Here is a 13,726-nt window from a genome sequence, read left to right on the forward strand (position 1 = left end):
TCCGAACCGGCCCCGACGCATGCCCGGGTCACACCCGAACGGGTGGGTCAGTTGTCGTACTCGTCCAGCGGCGGGCAGGAGCAGACGAGGTTGCGGTCACCGAACGCACCGTCGATCCGGCGCACCGGCGGCCAGTACTTGTCGGCGGCCGAGACTCCGGCCGGGAAGACGGCCGTCTCGCGGCTGTACGCGTGCGTCCACTCCCCGCCGAGCATGGCGGCGGTGTGCGGGGCGTTGGTCAGCGGGTTGTCCTCCGCACTCCACTCGCCGGAGGCCACCTTCTCGACCTCGCCACGGATGGCGATCATCGTGTCGCAGAACCGGTCGAGTTCGGCAAGGTTCTCGCTCTCGGTCGGCTCGATCATCAGCGTGCCGGCCACCGGGAACGACATGGTGGGCGAGTGGAAGCCGTAGTCGATCAGACGCTTGGCAATGTCGTCGACGCTGACCCCGGTCGCCTTGGAGATCGGCCGCAGATCCACGATGCACTCGTGCGCGACCAGACCGGCCGGGCCGGTGTACAGGATCGGGTAGTGCGGCTCCAGACGCTTGGCGATGTAGTTGGCCGAAAGTACGGCGACCTGCGTCGCATGCTTGAGGCCCTCCCCGCCCATCAGGCGTACGTATGCCCAGGAGATCGGGAGAATACCGGCCGAGCCCCACGGCGCGGCCGAGATCGGTCCGACACCGGTCTCGGGGCCGGCGCCGGGCTGAAGCGGGTGGTTCGGCAGGTACGGCGCCAGATGGGCGCGCACGCCGACCGGACCGACACCGGGGCCACCGCCGCCGTGCGGGATGCAGAAGGTCTTGTGCAGGTTCAGGTGCGAGACGTCGCCACCGAACCGACCGGGCTTGGCAAGACCGACCAGCGCGTTGAGGTTGGCGCCGTCGACGTACACCTGACCGCCCGCATCGTGCACCTCGGCGCAGATGTCGGCGACGTGCTCCTCGAACACACCGTGCGTCGACGGGTACGTGATCATGAGCACGGCGAGCTCGTCGCGGTGCTTCTCGATCTTGGCACGGAGGTCCTCGACGTCGACCTCACCGTCGTCCGCGGTCTTCACCACGACGACCTTCATGCCCGCCATCACGGCGCTCGCGGCGTTGGTGCCGTGCGCGGAGGACGGAATGAGGCAGACGGTCCGCTGCTCGTCGCCGTTGGCCCGGTGGTACGCACGCACGGCGAGCAGGCCCGCGAACTCGCCCTGCGAGCCCGCGTTCGGCTGGATGGAGACCGCGTCGTAGCCGGTGACCTCGGCGAGGCGCTCCTCCAGCTCACGGATCAGCGTGAGGAAGCCCTCCGCCTGCTCGGCCGGCGCGAACGGGTGCAGCGCGCCGAACTCGGGCCAGGTGATCGACTCCATCTCGGTGGTCGCGTTCAGCTTCATGGTGCAGGAGCCGAGCGGGATCATGCCACGGTCCAGCGCGTAGTCACGGTCGGCGAGCTTGCGCAGGTAGCGCAGCATCGCGGTCTCGGAGCGGTGCTGGTGGAAAACCGGATGGGTGAGGATCTCATCGGTGCGCAGCAGGGACTCGGGCAGCGCGTCGGCGGCAGCGGCGTCCAGCGCCTCGATGTCACCGTCGGCGCCGAAGGCGGCCCAGACTGCGGCGAGCTGCGCACGTGTGGTGGTCTCGTCGCACGCGAGGGAGACCCGGTCGGCGTCGACAAGACGCAGGTTGACCCCGCGGTCACGGGCGTCGGCCACGACATCCGCCGCCTTGCCGGGGACACGCACCGTGAGCGTGTCGAAGTAGGCGCCGGTCTCGACGTCGACCCCGGCCGCGCGCAGGCCCTCGGCCAGGATCGTGGCGTAGCGGTGGGTGCGCTGCGCGATCGTCCGCAAGCCGTCGGGGCCGTGGTAGACGGCGTACATCCCAGCCATCACGGCGAGCAGTACCTGCGCGGTACAGATGTTGCTGGTGGCCTTCTCGCGACGGATGTGCTGCTCGCGGGTCTGCAGGGCAAGGCGGTACGCCTTGTTGCCGTCCGCGTCGACGGAGACACCGACGAGGCGGCCGGGCAGGCTGCGGGCGAACTTCTCGCGGACGGCCATGAAGCCGGCGTGCGGTCCACCGAAGCCCATCGGTACACCGAAGCGCTGCGTGGTGCCGACGGCGATGTCCGCGCCGAGGTCACCGGGCGAGGTGAGCAGAGTCAGGGCGAGCAGGTCGGCGGCGACGGTGACGATCGCGCCGAGCTCGTGGGCCTGCTCGATGACGGGCTTGATGTCGCGGACGGCGCCGGAGGCACCCGGGTACTGGAGCAGCACGCCGAAGACACCGCGCTCGGCGATCTCTGCCGGGATGCCCTCGGCGAGATCGGCGACGACGACCTCGACACCGGTCGGCTCGGCGCGGGTCTCGATCACGGCGATGGTCTGGGGCAGGGTGTCGGAGTCGACCAGGAAGACTCCGTCCTTGACCTTGCCGACGCGTCGGGCGAGCGCCATGGCCTCGGCGGCGGCGGTGCCCTCGTCGAGCAGCGAGGCGCCGGAGGTGGGCAGCCCGGTCAGCTCCGCGACCATCGTCTGGAAGTTGAGGAGCGCCTCCAGGCGGCCCTGCGAGATCTCCGGCTGGTACGGGGTGTAGGCCGTGTACCAGGCGGGATTCTCCATGACGTTCCGGAGGATCACCGGCGGGGTGAACGTGCCGTAGTAGCCGAGCCCGATCATCGGGGCGAGCACCTGGTTGCGGTCGGCAAGGGAGCGGAGCTCGGCGAGAACCTCGGCCTCGGTACGGGCCGACGGCAGCTGCAGCGCCTCCGCACTCTTGATCACATCGGGCACTGCGGCCGCGGTGAGGTCGTCGAGCGAGCCGTAACCGACCTGGGCGAGCATCTTCGCCTGCGCCTCGGCATCGGGGCCGATGTGGCGCTGCTCGAAGGGGATGCCCTGCTCCAGCTGGGAGAGCGGAGTGCGACGGGGGGTCATGGTGGAGGCCTCCTGGTCTGTCACGACCTGCGAGGGGCACCACGGCGCGGGTGCCCGGACGGCCTCCCCCTCTGTCATCTCAACCTGAGAGCTTCACCGGTGCGCCCTGAGGCAGACCGGCTTTCACCGTCGGTGAGGGAGGGATCCGTCCCGGCTGCTGCCGCCACGAAACCCGCCCTGCTTTCCAGAGTGACCTCGTCCGTGCGGTACGGGGGCCTGAGAGATTCCGGGGAGGATTTGCTCCTTCGGCGCCTGCCGGATGCGCTCCGGAAGGCTCTCCCGCACGGGGTCAGCAGCCATCACCAGCCTACCAGCGGGGCTCGCGACGGAATTCTCAAGTGGCCGATAGCCCGAATCTGCACTTTCGTAGAGCCTGTGGAGTAGCCGCGACCAATGGGAGGGACCGTGCAGACCGACATCGATCCGCGCAGCCTGATCGGCCGCAAGGCATTCGACCGCCAGGGCACCAAGATCGGAACTGTGGACGAGGTGTATCTCGACGACGCGACCGGCATACCCGAGTGGGCAGCCGTACGTACCGGACTGTTCAGCAGGGACGCCTTCGTGCCGCTCGAGCCCAGCGAATTCGTCGATGACGTGCTCCGGATCCCCTTCGACCGTGCGCTGATCAAGGACGCACCCGACTTCGGCGTGGGCCGCCATCTCTCGCCGGAACAGGAGCTTCAGCTCTACCGGCACTACGGCCTGGACTCGCCGTCCGACGAGCCGGGCCCGGACCGGGACTTCGGCAGGCTGGCCGGCCAGGACGAGTAGTCCGCCGGATCACGCACCAGCGGGAGTGGATCCGCAGGCTGCAGCTCCGGATCGTCGACACGGAACGTCCGCACCCGGCCGGGCGGTGACCCGGGTTCCTCGAACCGCACGGTCACCCGGCCCACCCCACTGCCCTGAACCCAGCCGTGGCCGAACGTGTCATGGCATACGTCGTGCCCGGCGTGCCAGCTCCGGACCGCGAGCTGTTCGGCGGTCTCCTGCTCCTGCGCTCCGTCCGCCGGCTCGTCCCCGTGGCCGCCCGCGCCCGGTGTCTCCCGGGCCGGGACCTCGGGCGCAGCCCGCTCACCGGCTGCCTGGGCGAAAAGATCCTCCTGCGTGTAGTCGGCGAGCCCCGTGACGCCAACCCCGAGCAGCCGTACCCCTCCGGTGGTGTCCACAGCCTCCAGGAGCCGCGCAGCGGCCTCTCTGACCACTGTGGGGTCGTCCGTCGGCCCCCGGAGCGTCTCGGACCGCGTGAGCGTCGAAAAGTCGTATCTGCGCACCTTCAGCACCACGGTGCGGCCCGAGCGCTCCGCGGCCCGCAGCCGCTGGACACAACGGTCCGCCAGCCGCTCGACCTCCATCCTGACCCGGATCCTGTCGTGCAGATCCATGTCGAAGGTGTCCTCGACCGACACCGACTTGGCGTCTCGCTCGGCCACAACAGGGCGGTCGTCATACCCGAGGGCCATGCGATGCAGCGCGACGCCGTGCGCCTTCCCCAGCAGCCGTACGAGCTCCGCCTCGCCGGCCGTGACCAGGTCGTCGACCGTGGTCATCCCGGCCCGCCGCAGATGGTCCCCGGTGGCAGGGCCCACGCCGGGGAGGATCCGCACGGACATCGGGGCGAGCAGTTCCCGTTCCGTCCCCGGCTCGATGATCAGCAGCCCGTTCGGTTTCGCCTCCTCCGAGGCGATCTTGGCCAGCATCTTGGAGCCCGCGAGGCCGACCGAGCCGGTGAGTCCGGTGACGGCTCTGATGGCGTCGCGCAGCTGCTCGCCGATGGCCCGCGCCGAGGCGGTGTCGTCGGCTGTTCCGCCGGCCTCCAGATCGACGAACGCCTCATCCAGGCTGAGCGGCTCCACCAGTGGTGACAGCTGCCCCAGCAACCCCATCACCTGGTCGCTCACCGTCCGGTACAGGGTGAAGCGGGGCACCAGATAGGCGGCATTGGGCGCCAGCCGCCGGGCCTGCGCGGTCGGCATCGCGGAGTGCACCCCGAAGCGCCGCGCCTCGTAGGAAGCGGTGGCGACGACCCCACGGGGTCCCAGCCCGCCGACCACGACCGGTTTGCCGCGCAGGCTCGGTTTCGCCGCCTGCTCGGCCGAGGCGTAGAAGGCATCCATGTCCAGATGCAGGATGGTGGGCGCAGCTCTCACATCATCCGATGCTGCCCTACAGCACTGACAATCGCCGCGCCTCGCTCCGCGGCCCGTCAGACAGCGCGGTTGCGCCGCCGTGCAAGCTCGTCGGTGGGGTTGTTGCCGATCAGCGTCTCGCCGGTGTCCACCCGCTCGCCGTGCAGCTGCGACAGCGCGGCGTCGACATCCCGCCAGACCACGCCGACGGCGATGCCGAAGACCCCCTGGCCCCCCTGGAGCAGATCCACGACCTCGTCGGGCGAGGAGCACTCGTAGACGGTCGCGCCGTCACTCATGAGCGTCATCCGCTCAAGATCCTGGAACCCCCGGGCCCGCAGATGCTGGACCGTGGTGCGGATGTTCTGCAGGGCAACGCCCGTGTCGAGAAACCGCTTCACGATCTTCAGCAGGACGACGTCCCTGAAGCTGTAGAGGCGCTGCGTGCCCGATCCGTAGGCAGGCCGCACGCTCGGCTCGACGAGCCCGGTGCGCGCCCAGTAGTCGAGCTGCCGATAGGTGATCCCCGCCGCCGCGCACGCCGTCGGCCCGCGATAGCCGATGTCGCCGATCACTGCCGAGTCCCCCGCCATCGCCGCCGGTTGAACCGGTTGCCTGATGGTGCGGTCGGCTGTACTTCCGTGCTGCCGGTACGGCCCACCCGCTGCCGTACCGTCGCCGCTGTTTCTCACGCCGACCTCCGTCCTTGACCTGCCATCTCGAAGGTAGGCAGTCGCCTGGGGTGCGTCAACGATCGCCACACTCGGCACGCCGAGTGATAATCACCCGGAGGGTGGTTTGCCGTGCCCCGTTCCCGGGAAAGGCTTGCCGAATGCGCTGACGGTGACCCCGCTGGACGGTCACTGGCTGTTGCTACCGAAGTCCTCCGGCGAGATCTGGTCGAGGAACTCCCGGAACTTCTCGACCTCGTCCTCCTGCTCGTCAGGGATGGAGATCCCCGCGTCGTCGAGCACCCCGTCACTACCGTAGATCGGCGTGCCGGTTCGCAGCGCGAGCGCTATGGCGTCGGACGGCCGCGCGCTCACCTCGACCCCGCCGGCGAAGACCAGCTCCGCGTAGAAAACCCCTTCCCTGAGGTCCGTGATGCGGACCTCGGTGAGCTCCTGGCCCAGGGCCTCGAGCACATCCTTGAAGAGATCATGGGTCAGCGGCCTGGCCGGAGCCATGCCCTGCTGGGCAAAGGCGATCGCGGTCGCCTCACCAGGACCGATCCAAATGGGGAGGTACCGGTCGCCTCCCACTTCACGCAGGAGCACGATCGGTTGGTTGGAGGGCATTTCCACCCGGACACCCACAACGTCGAGCTCGTTCACACAGCAACCCTAGGACGTGCTCGGCAGGTTTGGGTAGTCGGGGCCCCCCGTGATCAGTGGAGTCTGATCCGCAGAGCAGTCTGCACAAAGGCCGAATGAAGCCGTACGGAGAGCTCCGCGAGCTCCTTCGCCTTGGCCTCCGCATGGGCTCTGGTCTGCGGATTCCGGTGTCGGCGCAGAGGTGCGACCACCTGCTCGATCAGGCCGGCCTCGCGTTCCGCAGCCCCACGCATCGCCCGCAGATGACGCGGTTCCAGACCGAATCGACCCAGATCCGCCACAAGTTTGGCGACAGTCACTGTCTCGGCGTCGTAGCCACCCTCCGCCGTCGGAGCGATGAGCCCGTACGACTCCCACTCCTCGAGCTCACTCTCGGTGACCTCGGCGGCGGCCAGGAGCTCCGCACGCCCGATCCGGGCCGCGGTGGCCTGCCAGGACTCACCGTCCCAGGAACCGTCGCTCGGGTCCCGTGGACCGCCCGCGGCCGGCAGGGACACCTGCTCGCCGCGGGCCAGGGCGTCCAGGTGCTCGCGAATGACCTTGAGCGGAAGATAGTGGTCCCGCTGCATCCGCAGCACCTGTGCCAGCCGCTCGACGTCCTCGGGGCGGAATTTGCGGTAGCCGGAGGGGGTCCGCTGCGGCTCGACGAGCCCCTCGGCCTCCAAGAAGCGAATCTTGGAGATGGTGACCTCGGGAAATTCGTCCCGCAGCTGCAGGAGCACCGCGCCGATGCTCATGGCCCGGTTGTCGGCGGTGGCGGTGCCGTGCCCGGCACCGCCCGTCGGTGTTCTCAGCATGGACCTTCCCTGACGGGTCAGATGCCCCGCTGGCTTGCGTAGAAGACCAGCCGGTACTTCCCGATCTGCACTTCGTCGCCGTTGGACAGCGCGACGGAGTCGATGCGCTCACGATTGACGTACGTGCCGTTGAGGCTGCCGACATCCTCGACCGTGAAGCTGCCGTCGGGGCTCCGGCGGAACTCCACATGACGGCGGGAGACCGTCACGTCATCGAGGAAGATGTCGCTCTGCGGGTGGCGGCCGGCCGTGGTCAGCTCGCTGTCCAGCAGGAAGCGGCTGCCCGAGTTCGGACCGCGGCGCACCACCAGGAGCGCCGAGCCGAGCGGCAGGGCGTCGACGGCGGCCTGCGCCTCCGGCGAGAGGGAGGGCAGGGACGTCTGGCCCGTCGCCTCCGCCTCGTAAGCCTCAAGACCGGAGATGGAGATGGTCGATGTCGTCTCCGAAAGACGCTCCGCAGCCGCGCCTCCCCGAAGCGGCGCACCGCAGTTGGAACAGAAACGACTGGCCTCGGCATTGCGATGGCCGCACCTCGTACAGACCGGCATGGACCCAAACCCTCCACCCGTACTTGAGGTTGATGGATCCCCGAAACCTATGCGGCCCGGACCGGCAGGGTCAACAGACGACGCGCCGGTTCCACCCGAAATGTCACCACGCGAACCCGACACCTCGTCACGGAAGAGCGGGCGATCCGTGCCCTGCTCCTCGGCCTGGCCATGGCGCGGTGCGCGATGGCGGGCCGCGTCATCGCGGGCGCTCTTGCCGAACAACTTCGCAAACAACTTCACGGGCGATTCCCCTTGACCGAAACAGACCCGCCCGTGGGGCAGGACGAACCCTGATTGAACACACCTGCCGACCCGGACATCTTCACAACGTCCGTATCCACTCGACAGTTTCCACCACGCGCCACCATTACGATGCGGCGACCCCCCGCAACCTCTTGCCCGTGTCCTCCGAGCCCCGTGTCCGGCGCCCTCACCGGGTTGACGACCGAGCGTAGTCAGGCTGCTCCGCAGGTCGCAAGGCATTCACGACGATGTCGTCCGCCTGCGCCACATGCACGGTCGCCTGCTCCTTCTCCAGCGTCTGCACCACACCACCGGGGATGTTCAGCGCCGGCTCCAGATCCTGCGGTTTACCGATCACTTTGAAGACGTACGGCGCGGAGACGGACCGGTCGTCGACCTTGATGGCGCCACCGTCGCCGGAGAAGTACGTATTGGCCACCACCCTCACCCCGTTGACCTCGACCGCCTCCGCTCCGGCCGCACGCAGCTCCTGGAGGGCGTCGAGCAGCATGTCCGCCTGCACCGCATCGCCCGGATCGTTGATCGTGAGCGTGATCCCGGGCCCGTGTGCCGCCACGGTGCCCGCGAGGATACCGAGTTGCCGTTCCTTCTCCACGGTCTGCTTACGGGCCTCCTCAGCCTGGTCCGAACTGTTCTCCAGCTCCGTACGCTGATCGTCCAGACGCTGCTTCTCATCCTCAAGACGCTGCGTACGGTCATCAAGTTCATCGAGAATGCGAACCAGATCCTCCTGGCGGGCGCCGCGCAGTGCGCTGTTGTCACTGTTCGACCGCACCTGGATCGCCAGACCCAGCCCCAGGACGAACAGCAGCAGCGCCACAACAAGTTGCGCACGGGTGACCCGGGGCGGCCACAGCCCGGCGATCAACCGCTGGCGCCCGGTGAGCTGCTCGGGCTTGTCGGCCTGCTGCTCGCCGTTGCGCTCCTGGTCACGGGGAAACTCTTCGTTGCTCATCGGCCTCAGGCCCGGAAGACGTGCCGGCGGATCGCCGCGGCGTTGGAGAAGATGCGGATGCCGAAGACGACGACCACACCGGTGGAGAGCTGCGCTCCGACACCCAGCTTGTCGCCCAGGAACACGATCAGTGCGGCCACGACGACATTCGAGAGGAACGACACCACGAAGACCTTGTCGACGAAGATGCCGTCGAGCATGGCCCGCAGACCACCGAAGACCGCATCGAGAGCGGCCACGACAGCGATCGGGAGATAGGGCTCGACCACCGCCGGCACCTCGGGCCGGACCAACAGTCCGACCACGACTCCCACGACGAGGCCCAGTACGGCGATCACGATGTGCCCTTCCCTGTGTCTGCCGCACCACTGACGGTGTCTGCGGCCTTCGGCTCTGCTGTTCGTACGATGAGGCTGGGCGCAGCCGGAAGGCGCACCTCGTCCTGGACGGACATGCTGGTCCGGATGTCGAAGGTGTCCTTCAGCGCCCTCAGGTACTGGCCGTCGGCACTGTCCTCGAAAGCGGTGCTGAGCCGCTTCCCGTCCCCCACCGCAAGCACCGTGTACGGCGGCACGAGCGGTTTGTTGTCGACCAGTATGGCGTCGCCCGCGGCGCGGATCGCCGACAGGGCCGTCAGCCGCTGCCCATTGATGGCGATGGCCTCCGCACCCGACTGCCAGAGGCCGTTGACGACCCGTTGCATGTCCCGGTCGCGCACCCGCCCCGTGTCGGTGAAACCAGTGGTCTCACGCGGTCCGCCGCCGCCCTGGTCGGTGCCCTTGGCATCGTCGACGACAAGTTTCACACCGGGTCCCTTGACGGCGGTCGCCCCGGAGAGCAGCGCCACGAGCTGGCCCTGGTCCCCGCCATGCTTTTCCAACGCTTTACGTTGCCGCTCGCCGACGTCGTCACGGGCTTTGTCGACCTGGGACTCCAGTTTGTCGGCCGCCGACGTCTCTGTGTCGATTCGTTCGATGAGCTCCCCGCGCTCCTTGGCGAGGACCGGCGCCGATACACGCGCCTCTGCGGCGCCCAGGGTGACGACGAGAGCTGCCAGCACCAGGCACGCCGCGAGGCCCAGTTTCGCCTTCAGTGTGCGGGGCATGGCCGCACTCCCGTCGGCCTCGCGCTTGGCCGTGGCCTCGGCATAGCCGTCGTCCAGGCTGTGGTCCATCACATTGGTCAGCAGCGACATGGACGCGTCAGGGCGCGCGGGTGGCGAGGGGGTACTCCGATCGGGGGGCTGCTGCGACATGCCGCACATCGTCGCACGCCGCAGCTAGTACCGCCGAATGGCCCCACCCGTGCGCCGGGAAGCGTCTGCGCGACACCTCCCGGCACGCCGGCGGCAGGTCACTGACCTGCGCTGTCCACGATCGCCGACCATTCGTCGAGCAGTGACTGCGCCGAGGCGTCGTCGGGGCCTTCCGCCCACAGATGGGTGACGGCCTCGGCCGGGTCGGGAAGCACCATCACCCAGCGCCCGTCCGCCTCGACGACCCGCACGCCGTCGGTGGTGTCGACGTCACGGTCCCCGGCGGCTTCCACCACCCGGCGCATGACCAGTCCCTTGACGGCCCAGGGAGTGGCCAAATCGCGGCGCAACACGTGCGCAAGGGGAATCCGGGCATCGATCTGGCTGAGCGTGAGCTGGGTCCGCGCGACGAGCCCGAGCAGCCGTACGAAGGCTGCCGAACCGTCGAAGACACTGCTGAATTCGGGGACGATGAAACCGCCCCGCCCGTCTCCTCCGAAAATGGTGCCTTCCTCGCGCCCCACGCGCGTCAGGTCGTCCGGCGACGTCGTCGTCCATTCCACCTGTGTGCCGTGGTAAGCGGCGACCTGCTCGGCGACCCTCGTCGTGGTCACCGGCAAGGCCACCCGGCCGCTGCGCCGCTCGGCGGCCACCAGGTCGAGCAGGACCAGAAGGGCCCGGTCGTCCTCAACGATCCGGCCCCGCTCGTCCACCAGGGAGAGCCGCTCCCCAACCGGGTCGAAGCGCACTCCGAACGCGGCCCGTGCCGAGGAGACGATCTCCCCGAGCCGCACGAGCCCGGAGCGGCGGGCGTCGGCTGACTCCGTGGGCCGTGATTCGTCGAGCCCGGGATTGATGGTCAGCGCGTCCACGCCGAGCCGCCCGAGCAGACTCGGCAGAACAAGCCCGGCACTGCCGTTGGACGCGTCGACGACAACCTTGAGACCGGCGGCGGAGATCCCCGTGGTGTCCACATTGCGCAGCAGTGCCCCGGTGTAGGAGTCGAAGACGCTGGACGGAAAGTGCAGATCCCCGATCTCCCCCGGGAAGGCCCGGCGGTACTCCTGGCGGGCGTAGACCCGGTCCAGCTTCCGCTGCCCCGCCTGGGAGAGGTCTGCGCCCCGCTCGTCGATGAACATGATGTCCACCGAGTCCGGTACCCCGGGCGAAGTACGGATCATGATCCCGCCCGCGCTGCCCCGAGCGGTCTGCTGACGCGCGACCGGAAGCGGCACGTTCTCCAGGTCCCGTACGTCGATGGCACTGGCCTGCAACGCCGAGATCACGGCCCTCTTCAGCGCACGGGCGCCGCGGGAGTGGTCACGGGCGGTGGTGACGGTCGAACCCTTCTTGAGGGTGGTGGCGTACGCACCGGCGAGCCGGACGGCGAGCTCCGGCGTGATCTCCACGTTCAGGATTCCTGAGACACCCCGGGCACCGAAGAGATGTGCCTGCCCCCGTGACTCCCAGATCACCGAAGTGTTGACGAAGGCACCGGCCTCGATGGTCTTGAACGGGTAGACCCGGACATTGCCCTGAATGATCGATTCCTCACCGACCAGGCACTCGTCCCCGATGACCGCACCGTCCTCGATGCGGGCAGCCCGCATGATGTCGGTGTTCTTGCCGATCACGCAGCCGCGCAGATTGCAGTGCTGGCCGATGTAGACGTTGTCGTGGATCACGGCCTTGTGCAGGAACGCCCCGGTCTTGACGACGACGTTCGAACCGACGACGGTGTGCTCGCGGATCTCGACACCGGCCTCGATCTTCGCGTAGTCCCCGATGTAGAGGGGTCCGCGGAGCACCGCGTCGGGATGGACGTCGGCGCCTTCCGCAACCCATACACCGGGCGAGATCTCGAAGCCGTCGATCTCGACATCGACCTTGCGCTCCAGGACGTCGGCCTGAGCCTTCACATAGCTCTCGTGCGTGCCCACGTCCTCCCAGTAGCCCTCGGCGACATAGCCGTAGATGGGCTTGCCTTCCTTCATGAGCTGCGGGAAAACATCACCGGACCAGTCCACCGAGACGTCGGCCTGGACGTAGTCGAAGACCTCGGGTTCCATGACATAGATGCCCGTGTTGACGGTGTCCGAGAAGACCTGGCCCCAGGTGGGCTTCTCCAGGAATCGCTCGACCTGGCCCGCCTCGTCAACAATCGTGATTCCGAATTCCAGTGGATTCGGAACTCGGGTCAGGCACACCGTGACCAGCCCGCCCTTTTCCTTGTGAAAGGCGATGAGATCGGTCAGGTCGAAGTCCGTGAGCGCGTCGCCGGAAATGACGAGGAAGGTGTCGTCCTTGAGCGCTTCCTCGGCGTTCTTTACGCTTCCGGCTGTCCCGAGAGGTTTCTCCTCGTTGGCATAGGTGAGCTCCATCCCGAGCTCTTCGCCGTCGCCGAAGTAGTTCTTGACGAGGGAGGCGAGAAACTGGACGGTCACGACCGTCTCATTGAGCCCATGCCGTTTCAGCAGCCGCAGCACATGCTCCATGATCGGCCGATTGGCGACGGGCAGGAGCGGCTTGGGCATGCTGGAAGTCATGGGGCGAAGGCGTGTGCCTTCACCACCAGCCATCACGACGGCCTTCATGTCGGCAACGTCCTCCTTGAAGAGACGACGGTTTGGCCGACTTCGCCCGTCAGGGCAACATCTCAGAGTTCAGCCGCGGACCGGCGACACTGCGCGGCACCGCATCAAACGAGCTCAATCGGCTATTGCATCCGCCTTGACGAGTCGGCGGACCTGAACCACGTAGAGGATTCCTGCCCACCAATAGAGCGTTGTACCCCATCCTGCGAACGCCCATCCGAAAACAGCGGCCAGCGATCCAAGCCAACCACTTGCGTCGCTGAGCAGCAACAAGGGGAAGGCGTACATCAGGTTGAACGTAGCCGCCTTCCCCAGGAAGTTCACCTGGGGTGGTGGATAGCCATGACGCCGCAGGATTCCGACCATCACGAGAAGCATCAGTTCACGGGCAAGGAGTGCCGCAGTGAGCCAGAGCGGAAGGATCTCCCGCCAGGTCAGTCCGACGAGGGTCGAAAGGATGTAGAGGCGATCAGCGGCCGGGTCCAGGAGCCGTCCGAGGCTGCTGATCTGGTTCCATCGGCGGGCGAGTTTACCGTCGAGGTAGTCGCTGATGCCGCTGAGCATCAGCACAAGCAGCGCCCAGCCATCGCTCTTGGGCCCGCCGAACTCCGGGCGAAGAATCAGCCACAGGAAGAGCGGTACCCCGACTAGGCGCGCCATGCTGAGGATGTTGGGGATGGTGAGGACCCGGTCCGTCTGAACCCGAGTCTCCTGGACCTCCACCCGGGGGCCTCCTGTGAACGTGCCAATGATGCCCCCTGACCTTACCCTCAGCCTTCGCCGGCACTTGCACGGGGGTGACAAAAGGGGCCCCGCGAACGCAGAAAAGCCCCGCACCAAAGGTGCGGGGCTTTCCCGGAATAATTGTTCGGCGGCGTCCTACTCTCCCACAGGGTCCCCCCTGCAGTACC

At 67.8% G+C, this 13,726-nt stretch carries 12 protein-coding genes and 1 riboswitch; of the genes, 1 reads left to right on the forward strand and 11 read right to left on the reverse strand.

Annotation, left to right across the window (positions count from 1 at the left end):
• Positions 1–47: 47 nt before the first annotated feature.
• Positions 48–2,933 carry an aminomethyl-transferring glycine dehydrogenase gene (gene gcvP, locus ACNPQM_RS35385; protein WP_418087187.1) on the reverse strand — a complete coding sequence of 962 codons (2,886 nt, stop codon included), beginning with the start codon at positions 2,931–2,933 and terminating at the stop codon, positions 48–50.
• A gap of 194 nt (positions 2,934–3,127) precedes the next feature.
• Positions 3,128–3,225: riboswitch (glycine riboswitch) on the reverse strand.
• A 101-nt stretch (positions 3,226–3,326) separates the two neighbouring features.
• Between gcvP and ACNPQM_RS35390 the strand changes: the two genes are divergently transcribed.
• Positions 3,327–3,707, forward strand: a complete 381-nt coding sequence (locus ACNPQM_RS35390; RefSeq protein ID WP_358856257.1) for a PRC-barrel domain-containing protein — start codon at positions 3,327–3,329, stop codon at positions 3,705–3,707.
• Here the strand turns inward: ACNPQM_RS35390 and ACNPQM_RS35395 are convergent.
• From ACNPQM_RS35395 to ACNPQM_RS35440, 10 genes are all read right to left on the reverse strand, one after another.
• The gene (locus ACNPQM_RS35395; RefSeq protein WP_418087188.1) at positions 3,632–5,086 is read right to left on the reverse strand and encodes a DNA polymerase IV; all 1,455 of its coding nucleotides are present in this window, start codon (positions 5,084–5,086) and stop codon (positions 3,632–3,634) included. The two genes, ACNPQM_RS35390 and ACNPQM_RS35395, sit on opposite strands and share 76 nt — an antisense overlap.
• A 56-nt stretch (positions 5,087–5,142) precedes the next feature.
• Positions 5,143–5,757: a MerR family transcriptional regulator gene (locus ACNPQM_RS35400; RefSeq protein ID WP_358856259.1), complete on the reverse strand. Its 615-nt coding sequence runs from the start codon at positions 5,755–5,757 to the stop codon at positions 5,143–5,145.
• Positions 5,758–5,925: 168 nt separating this feature from the next.
• A complete protein-coding gene (locus ACNPQM_RS35405) occupies positions 5,926–6,399 on the reverse strand; it encodes a bifunctional nuclease family protein (protein ID WP_358856260.1) in 474 nt (157 codons plus the stop codon).
• Positions 6,400–6,452: 53 nt separating this feature from the next.
• Positions 6,453–7,196 (reverse strand): MerR family transcriptional regulator, encoded by a 744-nt coding sequence (locus ACNPQM_RS35410; protein ID WP_418087189.1) that lies wholly within the window; start codon positions 7,194–7,196, stop codon positions 6,453–6,455.
• A 17-nt stretch (positions 7,197–7,213) separates the two neighbouring features.
• Positions 7,214–7,987: an FHA domain-containing protein gene (locus ACNPQM_RS35415; RefSeq protein ID WP_418087190.1), complete on the reverse strand. Its 774-nt coding sequence runs from the start codon at positions 7,985–7,987 to the stop codon at positions 7,214–7,216.
• 190 nt (positions 7,988–8,177) lie between these two features.
• Positions 8,178–8,966: a DUF881 domain-containing protein gene (locus ACNPQM_RS35420; protein ID WP_358856263.1), complete on the reverse strand. Its 789-nt coding sequence runs from the start codon at positions 8,964–8,966 to the stop codon at positions 8,178–8,180.
• A 5-nt stretch (positions 8,967–8,971) separates the two neighbouring features.
• A complete protein-coding gene (locus ACNPQM_RS35425; RefSeq protein WP_023543062.1) occupies positions 8,972–9,304 on the reverse strand; it encodes a small basic family protein in 333 nt (110 codons plus the stop codon).
• On the reverse strand, positions 9,301–10,221 hold the full coding sequence (locus ACNPQM_RS35430) for a DUF881 domain-containing protein (protein WP_418087191.1): 921 nt from the start codon (positions 10,219–10,221) through the stop codon (positions 9,301–9,303). Before ACNPQM_RS35430 ends, ACNPQM_RS35425 begins: the two co-directional genes overlap by 4 nt.
• 98 nt (positions 10,222–10,319) lie before the next feature.
• On the reverse strand, positions 10,320–12,815 hold the full coding sequence (locus tag ACNPQM_RS35435; RefSeq protein ID WP_418087192.1) for a sugar phosphate nucleotidyltransferase: 2,496 nt from the start codon (positions 12,813–12,815) through the stop codon (positions 10,320–10,322).
• A gap of 114 nt (positions 12,816–12,929) precedes the next feature.
• Positions 12,930–13,538 (reverse strand): CDP-alcohol phosphatidyltransferase family protein, encoded by a 609-nt coding sequence (locus tag ACNPQM_RS35440; protein ID WP_358856266.1) that lies wholly within the window; start codon positions 13,536–13,538, stop codon positions 12,930–12,932.
• Positions 13,539–13,726: the final 188 nt, after the last annotated feature.

Source organism: Streptomyces sp. NPDC056231 (genome assembly GCF_048270745.1).
GTDB lineage: Bacteria > Actinomycetota > Actinomycetes > Streptomycetales > Streptomycetaceae > Streptomyces.